Here is a 15,599-nt window from a genome sequence, read left to right as displayed (position 1 = left end):
CTTCACCCTATAATTTAATATAACACGAAATATTACAATTTATACTTTTTCTGTTGTACATTCCATCCACTGACTATCAACGAATAATCGCCTTCTGCAACTTTGTCCGCAGACGTATCAATAAGTATCTGTTTCGTTTCACCCGGCAATAGTGAGAAGAAATTATCCGTATAGAATGAAGGGCGTACAGGCTTGCCTGCTTTATCCAGGAACTGAAGCTGTGTAAAGAAAGCAATCCGGGAAGATGTATTCTTCAACGAGACCTCAATATAATACCGCCCATCGGCCTCTTTCGTTTTATACTTCGTTTGTAGCCGGGCAACCGGCATATTATTCAGAGATTCAAAGCCGGAAGACGTAGGACCTGTCAATGTTTCCTTTCCCTCATAAATCGCATTGGAACGCCAATAGAACGTAGATGCAATTTCTTTTCCTTTTTCATCCGACAAACCGAGCCGGATAAAATGTACAGGCGTTATATCCGATGGGAAATCAATTTTAAACAAATCATTCAACACCTCATCTTCACCTATATCAATCCGCTGAGAATAAGAAAATATCTTCTTACTGTTCAAATCATATACATCCGCCTTGACCTTGTAGTTCTTAAAAGACTGATAATAATCATTACATACTGAGACCGTATTCTTCAAATAATCAAACTGCGCATGCAAAGGTTCCAATGCATCCTGAGTATGGTACAACGAAGCTGTCGGTTCCAGCGACCAATCCCACATACGGGCACAGACCTGGCGAACCGGGCAATTATGATACCAGAACAACAGTCCTGAACAATAACGATCCCCATAGTCCAGTTTGTTATAATTCCAAACTTCCCAAATTGTCTTTGAATTCATTGCTCCTACCAACTGGCCCTTTTTCGCAAACTCTTCTATCGATTGCGAAAGTCCGTAATTATTAACAAGATCCTTGTACATGGTGGACATCAAATGGAAACCACCTCCATCATGATAATCCCAAACTTCTTTATTGATCGGCCATAGATCCTTTTCATCCATCACCTCCCGGAGCGTTTCAAGAGTCGGCAACGTAGGTGCTCCATATTCCGGGTTAAAGCCATCCACACGGCTTCCACGCGGCGAGGCTGTATTTTCATAATGCTGCATCGGATTCACCTGTTTGTAAGGACTGCCATCATGCACGCCATCACATTCCGATTGCATCTGATAACCGCGTGTACCATCCAATTTCATAATCAGATCCTTCGCACCGGTCACCTCCGTACTTTCATTTGAAGAAACATAATAAGCCAGGGAAGGATGATTCCGCAAACGTTTTACCGTCGATTCCACATTTGCCAGATAAAGAGCTTGGTCGTGCGGATGCTTCGTATCGCCTGTCAACCAGAATTCCTGCCAAACCAACAGTCCCATTTCGTCACACAACTGGAAAAAATAATCGGATTCGGCAATACCGCCTCCCCACATACGCACCAAATTAACGCCGGATTGTTTGGTATAGCGCAATTCTGCATAAGTACGTTCATCCGAATGGCGCAACATACCTTCCGGTATCCAGTTCGTCCCCCTGATAAAGATCTTCTTGCCATTGACATAGAACTGACGGGATTTATCAGGTGTATTCTGATCCGATGTAATCTCCCGAATACCAAAGCGGGTTTTCAAGGAATCCGAAACTTCGCCTTTAACCGAAACCGATATCTTCAATTCATACAATTCCGGTTTACCCTTAAACAACGGCCACCACAACCGGGGATTATCAATTTTCAACTGCGGATATTCTTCAGGAGTAAAGACTATTTCACGAGTTTCCCCACGGAAAAGGCTTATCTCTTTTGAAAAGCGGATATTTTCACCAGTAATTTCACCGGAAACAACACATTTGACCGAACCCGTTGTCGGGTTAGTAACTTCGACAGAGACAGTCTCCTCAGCCTTGTCATATCCCGGCTTGGCAAGTTCAGAACGAATAAACGGGTTGCGGATCACAGCCTTGTCGGTTGCATACAAAGATATGCTTTTCCAGATACCGGTATTCCGGTCGCGTATGCCGTCCAGGAAAGTAAAGTCCCAACCGACAGACATCAACATCGTCGTGTTCAATCCGATATTTCCGTCACCTCCGTTATGGAATTCCCCGGCAGCTCCCCACTGTTTTTGCTTGACTGTTCCGGGCATATCGACCGGATAGACTTTCACCGCCAAAGCATTCGTTTCGCCTATACGGGCAAACTCTGTTATATCCACATAATCCTGAATAAACATACCGGAAATATTACTCAGTAAATGACCGTTCACCCAGACTTCCGCCCGATAATTAATCCCGTCCAACTGTAACCAAACGACTTTTCCTTTATAATCAGCAGGAACAACAAAATCGGTACGGAACCAATAAGTATAAAAATCACGTCCGGCAACAGACAAGTCCGGAATGATATGGCTCGTTAGTTTATTATTCAAGCCATAATAAGGTTCAGGATATACCTGGTTATATACAAGAGAATTAAGCACAGTACCCGGAACAATTGCCGGCATCCAGTCACCCGTCTCATATCCGGGTTTCGACACGGCTTCCGCACCAGCTGTAACATCTCCGGCCTTCTTCATTTTCCAAAGGAATGTTCCTTGGTGTCCATCTTTTGAATCCAGATAGATCCTATCGGGATTACGATAGTAATTCGCATCCTGCCCCCACACAAAAGAACAGCCTGCCATACATAAAAATAGAATCAGAATGATTTGCTTCATATTTATTTCCAATAGTCAAATTAAAACTTTAAAACAGTATGTACAAATATTTTATCGACATATATCCTCGATCCAGGACATAATATACCCGTCTGCCGATTCCTTTTTAAACCAGAAAATAACAGACGGGTATCTACTTACATCAGATCAACTGACCTACTTCTTTCAACCGTTTTCTCAACTGCTGAATATCGACATTGTGAATATCAGGAGATTTGGATTTACAAATCTGACCGGCGGCAACACCCACTGCTTCGCCCGTTACCAGCGACGGTGGCATCACACGCAGACTTCCATGGGCATAGGAATCCGTCGAGATACAGCGTCCGGCAACCATTACATTCTTCAGGTCTGCAGGGGTCAGGCAACTGAAGGGGATTCCATGGGATTCTCCTTTCTTATAGCGGGGGTACTTTGTTGCATCCTGCTTATGGACATCAATATAATAACAGTTGCGTCCGATACTGTCCTCAAACTCCTTACGAGCAAGCCAATCTTCCAATGTGAATGTATAATCACATTTTATCCGGCGGCTTTCACGTATTCCCATCAAATTAGCCGTACTTGCCAAAAAAGAAGCACCAAAAGACTTTGGCTCAAACTCAACCAATCCTTCATGCAATTGCCGAACCAGCTTACGCCCCTTCATCATTGCTTCAGTCAAAGAAGCAGGATCAGTACTATCGACAGTCACATGTCCTGCATTAAACCCTAAAAAACCTGGTCCGATCAACTTGTCATTCATATGCTTATCCTTCACCAACGGGTATTTGGGATTACCATAAATAGAATGAATCGGACTATTCTCCCGATTAGTATGAACATTTCCTATTAAAGAAAACTCATAAGGATCGACATTCGACAAGGTAAAACATAGAGTACCTTCTTGTACGGAACCACTTTCATCTCCCATTACAAAATCAGCACCAGCCCAAGCCGCGAGATCTCCATCACCCGTACAATCTATAAAAACTTTCGCCTTGTAAGTTGACAATCCGGCTTTATTGGCAACAACTATCGCATCGACAACACCTTTACGCTTCATTTCGACAGCAGCCATTGTTGTGAAAAAGAGAACAGATACACCTTCAGTGGTTACCAAATCATCATACACGACTTTCAGATATTCACCATTTATAGGTACCCAATTATCATAATGAATATGAGGTACACCTTTTTTTGATTCGGAAAAAACCCGTTCCGCAATTCCTTTATAAATAATCTTCTCACCATCCGTAAAAGGACACCACGCATTCAGTAAGCCAGAAGTCCCCATTCCACCTAAGGCTCCAGTTCCTTCTATCAACAAGGTTTTGGCACCTTCGCGTGCCGCGGCCGCAGCCGCAGCACATCCTGAAGGTCCTCCTCCCACAACTATCACGTCCCACTCATCATATACCGGTATTTTCGATTTTCCCGGTGAGATGCTATTTTGGGGACTTTCTGCAGCAAAAGATGTTCCCATCGCTACAGATGCCAAGCCTAAAGAACTTATGTTTCTGATAAAATTTCTTCTCTTCATATAATACTTATTTACCATCCTGGAGTTTGCTCCAATAACTTATTTGCATCCAATTCCGTCACAGGTATAGGCAACAGATAATGTTTTTCCTCTACCACAGCACCAATAGTCGGATTCTGCGCCATCATGGCTTCCTTCAACTTATGCGTACGTACCAAGTCAAAACGACGTTGTCCTTCAAATGCAAATTCTTTACGACGTTCCAGAAGAATTACATCCAAGAAATCTTCTTTACTCAATCCCGGCTTAATATCAATGGCAGAAGCCTCGTTCATATTAAGTCCAAAAGCCCTACGACGTATGACATTTAAGCACTCATACGCCTCTGCATCAGAAGTATTAATTGCATTCAAGGCTTCCGCACGCATTAAATAAACGTCCGAATAACGTAATATCGGATAATTATTTTCCCCTCCTTGAGATCTTACAGCCAACGGCGAAGGATCCTGAAATTTATTTACATAACAAGGGAACTCATAGTTGGAAGACATATTCGGATACTCTTCCTTCGTATAAAGACGAACATTTATATCCCGACGCAAATCACCTTCCTCGTAACATTCATAATGATTACGGGTCACAGGGTCATCACCATATCCTACCCATCCATTTATATTTACGAAAGGAGGACGGTAATATCCGTTATAATTACTACCAGACACACCCGGTGTATTCCGTTTAAACTGAATTTCAAAAATAGATTCCTGTCCGTTTTCTTTTTCCACATCAAAGTTATCAGCATAGTTATCCCATAGTTTATAACCCATCTGCATTACTTCTGATGTCTCCTTCACAACATTCTGGTAATCTTCACGAGTCAAATAAACCTTTGCCAACATAGCAGAAGCGGAACCTTTCGTTGCCCGTCCTAAATATCCTTCCGGAAGTTGATCGATAGCAGGAAGAACAGATTTCGCTTCTTGCAAATCTGAAATAATCTGTTCATAACATTCGTCAACTGTATTCCGGGGAACTTCCAAACCATCCAACGAAGTAGTTTGTTTCAATACTAAAGGAACTCCTCCGTATACGCGGACCAAATTAAAATAGGCCAATGCCCGTAAGAATTTAGCTTCCCCAATCAGTCTCTTTTTGGCATCATCCTTTATCTGGTCGTTCCCCATATTCGAAATATTTTCTATTGCGAAATTAGAGCGATTAACTGCGACATAGTGCTTAATCCAAACGGAATAAACCAAATTCGTATTTCCATCATACTCAAATTTATCTAAAGCATTTTTGTCCAGGTTGGTCGTTGTGCGACCACCACTCCACTCGCAATCATCAGTTCCCTGGCTTTGCAATACTTCCCAAAACTGATTATAAATATCATTATCAGTAAAAACCGAATACGTTCCATAGACAGCAGCAGTTGCATCCTCTTCGGATTTAAAGAAGTTTTCAGGACTCAGATTGGACTCCGGTATCAGATCCATATCCGTACATGAGCTCATCATGAGCGAACTCAATATTATAAATACTATTTTTTTCATAAACTACTTAGACTCTTTTAGAATTTAACATTCAAACCAAACAATACAGATTTTGCAAATGGATAAGAGAATGCATCATATCCGGCTCCCAAGTTATCCTGACCATATTTGCTGACTTCTGGGTTATCACCGGAATAGCTTGTTATTGTAAAGAAATTCTGCAAAGACGCATACACCCGTAATCCCGATACATACTTTGTAAAGCTCAAAAATTCAGCAGGTACATTATAACCTAACGTAATATTCTGGAAACGCAAATAAGAACCGTTTTCCACATATTGGTTGGAAACACGCATCACAGCCTTTGAACGGAGCGGACGTGGCAACGGAGCGTTTTGATTATCAGGCGTCCAATAATTCATTGTTGAAGCAAACATATTTGTTGAACCCTGCATATTTTCCATAGTAACTCTCGTACCATTATAAACATCATTTCCGATCGTGAAAATCGTATTTACATTCAAATCAAAATTTTTGTAAGAGAATGTGTTATTGAATCCTCCAAAGAGCTTTGGCTGTGCACAACCGATAATCGTACGGTCAAGGTCGTTGATCACTCCGTCAGGGACACCATCCGGACCGCTAATATCTTTATAGCGGATATCACCCGGTTTAGCTGTCGGCTGGGCAGAAGAAGCTATATCATCTGTCGTACTGAAAAGTCCGTCATACACATATCCGTAGAACGTTCCTAAAGGTTGTCCGACCTGTATGATACGCCCTAAATGTATTCCGGTTTCATCCTGGCCCGGCTGGCTTGGATAAATAAACGAGACATCACCCAAATCTAATACTTTATTCTTGTTATAAGTAAGGTTTAAACTCGTATTCCAAGTAAAATCACCTTCAACCGGTGTAGCATTGATAGCCAATTCAAAACCTTTATTTTCGACTTCCCCAATATTTTTCAGACCAGAAGAGAAACCTGAAGACCCCGGCACTTTCACTTTCAACAGCAAGTCACGGGTTTTCTTGTAATAACCATCGATAACTACTGTCAAACGATTATTAAAGAAACCGAAATCGATACCGGCATCGAACTGGGAAGTTGTTTCCCACTTCAGATTCGTATTGGCAACTTGCGACGGATAATAGCCAGTCACCTTATCTCCACCTGCCACATAACCATTCGAGCCCAATAAAGCATACGCCGGATAAGTACCAATTCCATCTTGGTTACCTGTGATACCGAAACTTACACGAGGTTTCAAATTACTAAAGATATTCAAATCTTTAATAAAAGGTTCTTCAGAAGCTCTCCATGCCAAAGCCGCAGAAGGGAAATATCCCCAGCGGTTGTCCGAACCAAAACGGGATGAACCGTCTGCACGAATAGAAGCAGTCAATAAGTATTTATTATTCACAGTGTAGTTAACACGGGCCAAGTAAGAGTTCAAAGCCCATTTCTTAACTTCAGATCCCGGAGCCGTATAAGTCGTACCCGATCCTAAATTATTCATCTGCAAATTATCATTCAAGAAACCATAAGAACCGGCATTAAAACCATCATAAGTCGATTGCTGTTGCGTATATCCGACCATACCCGTAAAAGAGTGTACACCCCATGTATTCGTATAAGTCAAGATATTTTCATTAATCCACGTATAAGTGTTATTCGAGATTTTTTTGGCTTCTCCACTCTTTTGGCTGCCGGAATAGACAGAACGGGGATTATAACTTTTGTTAGTGGCATAATCGATATCAATACCAAAAGAAGATTTAAACTTCAGCCCTTTAATTATATTCCATTCAACAAATGCATTGTTCAATGAGCGGAAACTGGTATGCCAATCCACCTTTTCGTTTATAACTCCAACCGGATTATCGAATGTAATGACACCATTGTTGTCACTAAACGTATAACTTCCGTCATCTTGCATCACAGGCAAATTCGGCGGCGTAGTCAAACGAGAACGCAAAACAGAATTTCCGACACGGTTATTATCAACCTTCGTCATCGTCAAACTCAACCCTAAATTTATCGTTGAAGAAATCTTATGATCGATATTGGCCCGGAAAGCATATTTTTTCATTTCGGATGCTTTGATGACGCCCTCTTGATCGAAGTAATTGAAAGAAGTCAAGAAAGCCGTTTTATCATTACCGCCAGAAACAGTCAACTGGTAGTTTTGCGTCAGTGCATTCTTATTGGATGTCAAATCCTGCCAATCCGTTGTAGCCGGAGTCAGGCTTTCGTCATATATCGCTGCACCTCCTGAGTTCACCAATGCCTCATTTGCCAGTTTCTCGAATGAGCGGGAATCCAGCAAGTCATATTTTTTATAGATATTCTGAATGCCCCAGTAAGCATCAAACGCTACAGACGTTTTGCCGCTTTTACCCTTCTTGGTCGTTACGATGATAACGCCGTTAGCACCGCGGGAACCGTAAATAGCTGTAGAAGAAGCATCCTTCAGAACTTCTATCGATTCGATATCCGATGTCGGGATCGAGTTCAGCGGGCTTAATGCCGTCTGGCTTGCATCCGCACTCGGATAAACCGGCATACCATCAATGATATACAACGGTTCGTTTCCTCCGGAAATAGAATTACCGCCACGGATACGGACTGTAGAACTTGCACCCGGCATACCTGAATTCTGTACCATATACAAACCGGATGTACGTCCCTGCAACATCTGATCTACTGATTTCACGCTGATGCCCTGCACCTTGTCGACCTGTATGGAACCGACAGCACCGGTCAAGTCACTTTTCTTTACGGAACCGTAGCCGATTACGACCACTTCTTCCAGATTCTGGGTATCTTCGGATAAGATAATCTTTAAAACAGACTGGTTGCCGACAGGCACCTCCTTAGTCAGGTAACCGATATAAGACACAACTAATGTAGCGGCAGGCTTGTCTAACACCAAAGTAAACTTACCGTCGACATCCGTCACTGTTCCAACCGATTTTGAACCTTTTTCGATCACGTTGGCACCGATAATCGGTTCGCCGTTGTTATCCGTAATCACACCACTGATAGTTGTACTCTGCTGTGCAGACAAAGGAATAGTTGTGGTAGTTCCACCTGCAGACAGTAGTATATACGAACCATCGACAGAATATTTCACATCCGTTCCGGCGAACAGATTTGCCAAGACATCCTCCAAGGAGGCTTTTTTCAGGTTAACAGACACTTTTCTATCCACATTCACAAACTTGTTGTAAATAAACAGATAATCTGTTTGTTTCTCAATATCGTTCAACACATTCTCAAGTTCGGTGTTACTTCTTTTAATTGTAACGTTTACATTTTGAGAACTGGAATTTTCTGCGTGCATGCAGAAAATGAACACGAATAATAACAAAGTGGTTATTCTCATGATTCTAAAAAATTGTTTACATCGAGGTCTTTTTACAGAATAAGACACCGACAAAGATTTTTTATTCATATCTTTGGAAATCAAGTTTATTAATACAGTTAAATAATTGTGTTAAGCTATGCCGATAAGTGTGGGGACACTTGTCGGCATTTTTTCTCAATAAAAGGTTAACCTTTCTCCTTTATCATAGGCATTATAATTTTTAAGATTAAACATTACTTTATATAAACAACCGATTCATCCTTATTCCGCTCAAACGTATATTTGGCATCTTTCTGCAAAATGCGCAATGCTTTGTCTATACCATCCGATATTCGGAATTTACCACTACAGACATAATCGGTTAATTTAGGGTTCTCTATAATAATATGTATACCGTAGCATTTTTCAAAACGAGCCATCAACTCCTTAAAGTTCATATTCTTAAAACAAATCAATCCCTCTTTCCAACGGAAAGGGTCGAAGTCCGCAATCGGTTTCGACTGCAGATGTCCGTTAATCAAAGAGACCTGATGGTTAGGCGTCAGGACAATACTTTCCGACGGCTCCTCCTTATCCGACACCCGCACCGCACCTTCCATCAGCGACGTGCAGAAATCTTCCGAGTCGCCGTACGCTTCCACGTTGAACTTCGTCCCCAGCACCTCGACATTACATTTGTTTGTCTGGACGACAAAAGGTTTATCTACATTGTGGGTCACCTCGAAATAGGCTTCGCCATCCAGGGTTATCTCTCGCTTATTACCCGTAAAGGCGGCAGGGTAACGCATTTTGGTGCGTGCATTCAGCCAGACGTTCGTGCCGTCCGGCAAAGTCAGGTTTGCACGTTGGCCGGCGGGGACCGTGATCGTATTCATTGCCTCGCCTATTTTCCGGATTTCCGACTTATAGAAATACGTTCCGCAAGCAACGGTAATGGCAAACACGGCGGCTATCTTTATGGCTTCGAGCAGGGCGGTCCGGTAGAAAGGACGGGATTTCTTTTCCATCCCGGCTGCTTTCATGCTGCCCGACAGGATCATCGCATCGAAAAACTCGCGTTCCCTGAAAAGCTCTTGCTCGTTTTCGGGAGAGGATTCCAGCCAGGTACGGACAGTTTCCTTCTCTGCGCGAGAAGCTTTTCCGTCAAAGAATTTATATAGTGTTTCTTTTTCCATTTTTTCCGTTTCTGTTTATAAAGCAAATAAACGGGAAGCATCCCTAACGAAAAAGGGAACTTTTTTGAAAAAAGTTTTCATAACGTAAAAAAAACAGAATTGAAGGAAGGCGAAAACAGCAAGCAGATAAATCCCGCAAAACGAAACGTGGCACTTTGCAAAAACGATGCGTGTAAAAAACTACAAAAACGACGCGTGTAAAAAAACGGTGTGTGCAGTCTACTATCAAGTCAACCATACATACCGTTTTAATTCTCTTTTGAACGTTGTTTGAATACCGTAAAAACAGAGAAAAAACATCCAAAAGTTTAGCGTTTCAATAAGGATCAGGCAGACATATCGGTAGGGGATTGATCATTACGCTTATACAACATTATATCCGTGTACTTGGAACTGTAGTTCACACTGGCGTTGAACTCTACTTTCTCACATTCCTTAAATGGATTACCGATCGTCGGGTTCTTCCCCATCCAATCACACAGTTCAATAATGGAGGACTTATTTGATGTGAAGTACACAAAAGAATGACCGTTCAATATACCAAGTACATCCAGATAATCGGACAAACGCCAATACATTTTATAGGTACCCACCTCGGTACTAAGATAAGGCGGATCGACCAAGAACACGACACCGGGCACATCCTTATACAGATTGAATACCTCTTTGTAATCAGCACAAACAACAGTCAAACCTTCCAAATAATCATCTCCAAGCGGATAATCCGTCTTACGGATATTGTTATAAAGCGTCTCTTTTCTAAACTCTTCCACTCCCAGACAATACTTCATTGAAAACAATAATGAGGATGATAGGGTGATATAATCCACATACCCCCTCTCACGCTCATCCTTCTCAATACGTTGGAATATCTCCTCACGTACCTTGCCTGTTATCGATTTGTCACGTGGCAATCCTGCCGTTATTCGGCGTAAATCAGCTAGTAGGGCATTGGTCGCAGGGATATTCTCCAGCCTCTTACGATAACCGTCGAAGTCATTATATACGACGGTGGCATCCGGCCTCTGACATTTGGTTATATGGGATAGCAGTCCGGATCCACCAAACAGATCCACAAAAACAGTGCTCTCGGGATATTCCTGGAGCACTTTGATAAATTCTTTGGCAAACATTCGCTTTTGTCCCACAAAAGGAAGTGGAGCTTGTAAATACATCTTTTTCATTTATTCTTTGCGTTTAAGTCGGCGCAAAAATAATGATCCAGTAGGAGGTACATGTATCAAAGAGGTAGGTTTACACTGCAAGTCATTTACAACATTTTATACGTTTAGTTCGAACCGGACACTCTCGTTTCCAGATAATAGGGAAAACGTTTTCTCAATGTTGTTCTCGTAAATATGGACGTTTCCCAGATTGAGAGTGATGGACTTTAACGGCAGTTCGATATGTCGAGCCATCAGATAAAGGTGATAAATGTCGGCGGGAAGACCTAAATTTGCATCACTACTGCGCTGATAGGCTGACAACACCAGTTCCCCGCCGTCTATCTGGAACTGTACGAGACTCAGACAGGGAGCCTGATTGGTCTCCGCTCCAGTGGAACCGAGGAAAAGTACATAATTCTTGCTGGTCCGTTTTTCTCGGTTTATTTTCTCGATAAGCGATGGTAGCTTCTCAAAATAGGTCGGATAGCTGTTTACGAGAGTCTGTCCGCAATAATCCCACCAACTTATGCCAGCTTCCTGATATTTCTCCACCATTCTTTCCCCTTTCATGAACAATTGCAACTCTTGTCGGAGCTTTTTACGAGCGATATTGTGCCCTTCAAATATATCCAACAAATCCGCTGGAACCAGAGATAATTGTTCATTCAAAAGATATTTGATATTTCCTTTCTTGTTATTCTGCGTTTTTCCCTGGGTAAGTATTTTATCCAGAATCATATAATATTTATTCATGGCTGATTTCTCTTATTTGATACGGAATCAAAGTTAGTACCCCTTCTACTTTATCAGCCATGAAACACATCTTTTACACTGCAAACTGTTTGCAGTCACTTTGAAAGCGTTTTATCAAATCGTAGACCTTACGCTCAGATATACCATATTGTTCAGCAAGTTTAGCCACGATATACGTTACCTTTCCGCCTGCTCGAAGTTGGCGGAAATAATCTGTATACAGATTAACGTATCGGACATCATCCAACCGGATTCCAGAATCCAAGAGTTTTGCAAGTAACTCCCGATTAAAGTTTAATATTTCTATCACTTTCATACAACAAAAATTTAAGTACCTTTGTAATGCCAATCATTTTAACAACAAAAAGCCAGAGTGCGACAGAGGCTATTTGCCCCCGGTCGTGCGCTCTGGCGTACTTTTGTTGTAAATAAGTGATTGGCGTTACTATTTAACAGACCGGGGGCTTTCTCTTCTCCCGATCTGTCCAGGCTAAAATTCCCATAGTTTTAAATAACTATGAGTATTTGGTTCATTCTTACACACTACGCATTGCTGCAACTTCTTTCTTTAAATCTTCCAGTTGTTTTTCAATACTGGTTAATTTACGAAGTGTCAATGTGTAAGTCTTCCGATCATAGTCGTATTTACAACTATCCGCTTTCGCATAATCGTAATGTTTCTCCACCAAAATATTTTCGTTCTGGTTATCCGCAAACACAGACAACTCTGTTTTACCCACTAACTCTTTTTCTATTTCAGAAAAAGAGGTTTCGGATAGTTCCACCACTAATTTTTCATTTTCAGCTTTTACTGAAAGACACTTGATTCCTTCTACTTTCATAAGCGACTATTCGTTAAATTAATATGTAAACTTACTTTTTATGAGATAATATTCTCGACTCATTTTGCCGTATAAATATCGAATTTAAAATAACCAACCGATGACCCTGTACCGACTACTTTTACACCTCTAAGAGCAACACCTGTATTAACGGCTGTTTCGCCGCTATGACGTCCAACAGATGCAATTTGTGTAGTTTGATTTACACCAGAATAAGCAGCCATATCTGTATCACCATCATCTTGGCAAGATGTAGGAATATAGATAGTATTTGTATTCAATCCATGATCAACGGTTGTATTACCATTTCCTACTTGTTGCCCTGTTGTTTTAGTAAATTCATTTCCACCGGATAAAGCAGAAAGGACTTGACTTCTGTACGTTGAAATATTTGCAACAATGGCTTGACAAGCTGAAACAACTTTTACAATAGCATTTAATGCTGTGCTGCTTGCAGCAACCGCCTGCATGGCTGTGCTGCTTGCAGCAACCGCCTGCATGGCTGTGCTGCTTGCAGCAACCGCCTGCATGGCTGTGCTGCTTGCAGCAACCGCCTGCATGGCTGTGCTGCTTGCAGCAACCGCCTGCATGGCTGTGCTGCTTGCAGCAACCGCCTGCATGGCTGTGCTGCTTGCAGCAACCAATGATATTGTATTGCACCCTTTCAGGGCTGAATTATTAATCTTCGCGTAGGTTGCCAATCCCAAGCCGACTTTGTATTTCGAGCCAAAGAAAGTTTCTCTTGCATTTTCTTCAGATATTATAGATATCATCGCGGTCTCGCTGGCAGCCACCGCGCTCATCGCGGTCTCGCTGGCAGCCACCGCGCTCATCGCGGTCTCGCTGGCAGCGAGTCTATTGCAACGTTCTTGTGATTGAATCAAACTTGTGATGGCCGATTCTGAATCAGAAATAGCTTCCATTGCGACCGGAGATTCCAAAATGACAGTAAATGCACTATCATTATTAAATATAGCATCACTGGCGACGTCGCTGGCGGCGACTGCCTGCATGGCGACGTCGCTGGCGGCGACTGCCTGCATGGCGACGTCGCTGGCGGCGACTGCCTGCATGGCGACGTCGCTGGCGGCGACTGCCTGCATGGCGACGTCGCTGGCGGCGACTGCCTGCATGGCGACGTCGCTGGCGGCGACTGCCTGCATGGCGACGTCGCTGGCGGCGACTGCCTGCATGGCGACGTCGCTGGCGGCGACTGCCTGCATGGCGACGTCGCTGGCGGCGACTGCCTGCATGGCGACGTCGCTGGCGGATAATTCTATTGTACTGATTGATGATCCGCAGAGTGCGGTCATGGCGGCCTCGGACAAAACGAGTTCAGCCAACAATTCTTCGTCCTCCAGAATATTCGTGACGGTCGAATAGTTTTCCGGTTCATGCTCCAAAATGCCGCAAAGGTATTTTGCCATCGGCATAGTTCCGAGCCGGATACTGTCGTAAGCTCCGGGGGCTGTTTGTATGTAGGATATAACCTCCGGATTCTTACTCACGTTGTTCATGGCCGTTACATCTCCAGCAATGGAAACCATGTTGAAGTAGCTGTCAGGATTAAGGCCGGTCAGATGGCAAATATACCGTGAGGAAGCCATTGCCGAACGCCCTACCAGGTTAAAAGCCGCCTCGTCAGCGACAACCTCGGCGGCATGACCGGTGAAAAGATCGGTCAGGTTGTCAAAGTCGAAAGGGTTAAGGCCGGAAGCCCTTGCGATCGCTTGTGCCAAGTTTAGTTCTGAGACTGCCGTCGCCATGTAGCCCACCACGACATTTTCTGCAATCGTATCACCGGCTGCATTGAAGAGGCAATAATGAAATCCCTGTTTGGTAACATTTTTTACCGATGCAAAAACGGCTGCATCCTGCGGGGTGAGAACCACATACACGTCTTCCGAAAATTCCTTCGGGAACGTGTATGAGTTCCAGCCAGAACCTGCATTTGCAAATGTTCCGGCCTGCTGCTCAGGCATACGAAGCGATGATCCGAGTTGACGACAAAAATCATCCTTCGTTCCTTTGTACCCCCCATACGTTACCAAAATATCGTATGCGTCCTGTGCCCAGGGATGGAAAGGCAGATTCTTATAGGGATTCTTTCCGTCACCTATCACGAAGCCGCCTGAAGGTTCCAACACCACTCCCGGTTCACCTTCTGCAAGAACGGGATTAGCTTCTTCCCATTCTTGTATCGTTCCGTTTCTTAATTGCAATTGTATAGCCATATTCTTTGAATTTTACTGATCTGTTACTTTACCAAATACTAAAATTTGTCCGGGTGTATATACTGAAGAAGGTTTCCCTCCGTCGATTCCCGTTCCTATGGTCGGATTTATACCTGTATCATCCCATTGTTTTGTTGCGATGTTGAACGTCTCCCAACATCCGGTTGTTTCGCTGATACGCGGGGAAAGCCCGCTGCTGATTCGGGGCGGCAGGTCCTTGTACATCGACTTGCCGTCACCCATCCGGATAATGCCGGTGTCCGATTCCCAACACAGCACCTTTGCCGGTATCGGTTTCGTTTCCGCCAGCCACTCCGCCAACATTTTCTCCATCTGTTGGTAGACATAGACGCCACCCTTGTTTCTTGCCATCG

Annotated in this window: 11 protein-coding genes; all 11 read right to left on the bottom strand. The window is 43.1% G+C overall.

What is annotated here, in order from left to right; translation table 11 throughout:
• Positions 1-32: 32 nt before the first annotated feature.
• Positions 33-2,729 (bottom strand): glycoside hydrolase family 2 protein, encoded by a 2,697-nt coding sequence (locus tag ACPYIV_RS18190; RefSeq protein ID WP_299362082.1) that lies wholly within the window; start codon positions 2,727-2,729, stop codon positions 33-35.
• 142 nt (positions 2,730-2,871) lie between these two features.
• Entirely contained in the window at positions 2,872-4,251 is a 1,380-nt protein-coding gene (locus tag ACPYIV_RS18185; protein WP_425884465.1) for an FAD-dependent oxidoreductase, read from the bottom strand.
• 11 nt (positions 4,252-4,262) lie between these two features.
• Positions 4,263-5,744, bottom strand: a complete 1,482-nt coding sequence (locus ACPYIV_RS18180) for a RagB/SusD family nutrient uptake outer membrane protein (RefSeq protein ID WP_301704400.1) — start codon at positions 5,742-5,744, stop codon at positions 4,263-4,265.
• Between the two features lie 17 nt (positions 5,745-5,761).
• Positions 5,762-8,899 carry a TonB-dependent receptor gene (locus ACPYIV_RS18175; RefSeq protein WP_425884463.1) on the bottom strand — a complete coding sequence of 1,046 codons (3,138 nt, stop codon included), beginning with the start codon at positions 8,897-8,899 and terminating at the stop codon, positions 5,762-5,764.
• A gap of 389 nt (positions 8,900-9,288) precedes the next feature.
• Positions 9,289-10,230 carry a FecR family protein gene (locus ACPYIV_RS18170; RefSeq protein WP_425884461.1) on the bottom strand — a complete coding sequence of 314 codons (942 nt, stop codon included), beginning with the start codon at positions 10,228-10,230 and terminating at the stop codon, positions 9,289-9,291.
• A 326-nt stretch (positions 10,231-10,556) separates the two neighbouring features.
• Positions 10,557-11,414, bottom strand: a complete 858-nt coding sequence (locus ACPYIV_RS18165) for a DNA adenine methylase (RefSeq protein WP_425884459.1) — start codon at positions 11,412-11,414, stop codon at positions 10,557-10,559.
• 96 nt (positions 11,415-11,510) lie between these two features.
• Complete coding sequence (locus tag ACPYIV_RS18160) at positions 11,511-12,149, bottom strand: thymidylate synthase (protein ID WP_425884457.1); 639 nt, start codon at positions 12,147-12,149, stop codon at positions 11,511-11,513.
• Between the two features lie 73 nt (positions 12,150-12,222).
• Complete coding sequence (locus tag ACPYIV_RS18155) at positions 12,223-12,465, bottom strand: hypothetical protein (protein ID WP_425884456.1); 243 nt, start codon at positions 12,463-12,465, stop codon at positions 12,223-12,225.
• 220 nt (positions 12,466-12,685) lie between these two features.
• Positions 12,686-12,991: a hypothetical protein gene (locus ACPYIV_RS18150; protein ID WP_425884454.1), complete on the bottom strand. Its 306-nt coding sequence runs from the start codon at positions 12,989-12,991 to the stop codon at positions 12,686-12,688.
• Positions 12,992-13,050: 59 nt separating this feature from the next.
• Positions 13,051-15,225 carry a hypothetical protein gene (locus ACPYIV_RS18145; RefSeq protein WP_425884452.1) on the bottom strand — a complete coding sequence of 725 codons (2,175 nt, stop codon included), beginning with the start codon at positions 15,223-15,225 and terminating at the stop codon, positions 13,051-13,053.
• Between the two features lie 12 nt (positions 15,226-15,237).
• Entirely contained in the window at positions 15,238-15,597 is a 360-nt protein-coding gene (locus ACPYIV_RS18140; protein WP_425884450.1) for a hypothetical protein, read from the bottom strand.
• Positions 15,598-15,599: the final 2 nt, after the last annotated feature.

This window comes from Parabacteroides vesiculifaciens (assembly GCF_049860805.1).
GTDB lineage: Bacteria > Bacteroidota > Bacteroidia > Bacteroidales > Tannerellaceae > Parabacteroides.
This window is presented reverse-complemented; position numbering and strand designations above follow the sequence as displayed.

Coding starts and splice junctions, on each gene's coding strand:
- ACPYIV_RS18190 (WP_299362082.1), bottom strand. CDS start 2,729: ATGAAGCAAATCATTCTGATTCTATTTTTATGTATGGCAGGCTGTTCT.
- ACPYIV_RS18185 (WP_425884465.1), bottom strand. CDS start 4,251: ATGAAGAGAAGAAATTTTATCAGAAACATAAGTTCTTTAGGCTTGGCA.
- ACPYIV_RS18180 (WP_301704400.1), bottom strand. CDS start 5,744: ATGAAAAAAATAGTATTTATAATATTGAGTTCGCTCATGATGAGCTCA.
- ACPYIV_RS18170 (WP_425884461.1), bottom strand. CDS start 10,230: ATGGAAAAAGAAACACTATATAAATTCTTTGACGGAAAAGCTTCTCGC.
- ACPYIV_RS18165 (WP_425884459.1), bottom strand. CDS start 11,414: ATGAAAAAGATGTATTTACAAGCTCCACTTCCTTTTGTGGGACAAAAG.
- ACPYIV_RS18160 (WP_425884457.1), bottom strand. CDS start 12,149: ATGAATAAATATTATATGATTCTGGATAAAATACTTACCCAGGGAAAA.
- ACPYIV_RS18155 (WP_425884456.1), bottom strand. CDS start 12,465: ATGAAAGTGATAGAAATATTAAACTTTAATCGGGAGTTACTTGCAAAA.
- ACPYIV_RS18150 (WP_425884454.1), bottom strand. CDS start 12,991: ATGAAAGTAGAAGGAATCAAGTGTCTTTCAGTAAAAGCTGAAAATGAA.
- ACPYIV_RS18145 (WP_425884452.1), bottom strand. CDS start 15,225: ATGGCTATACAATTGCAATTAAGAAACGGAACGATACAAGAATGGGAA.
- ACPYIV_RS18140 (WP_425884450.1), bottom strand. CDS start 15,597: ATGGCAAGAAACAAGGGTGGCGTCTATGTCTACCAACAGATGGAGAAA.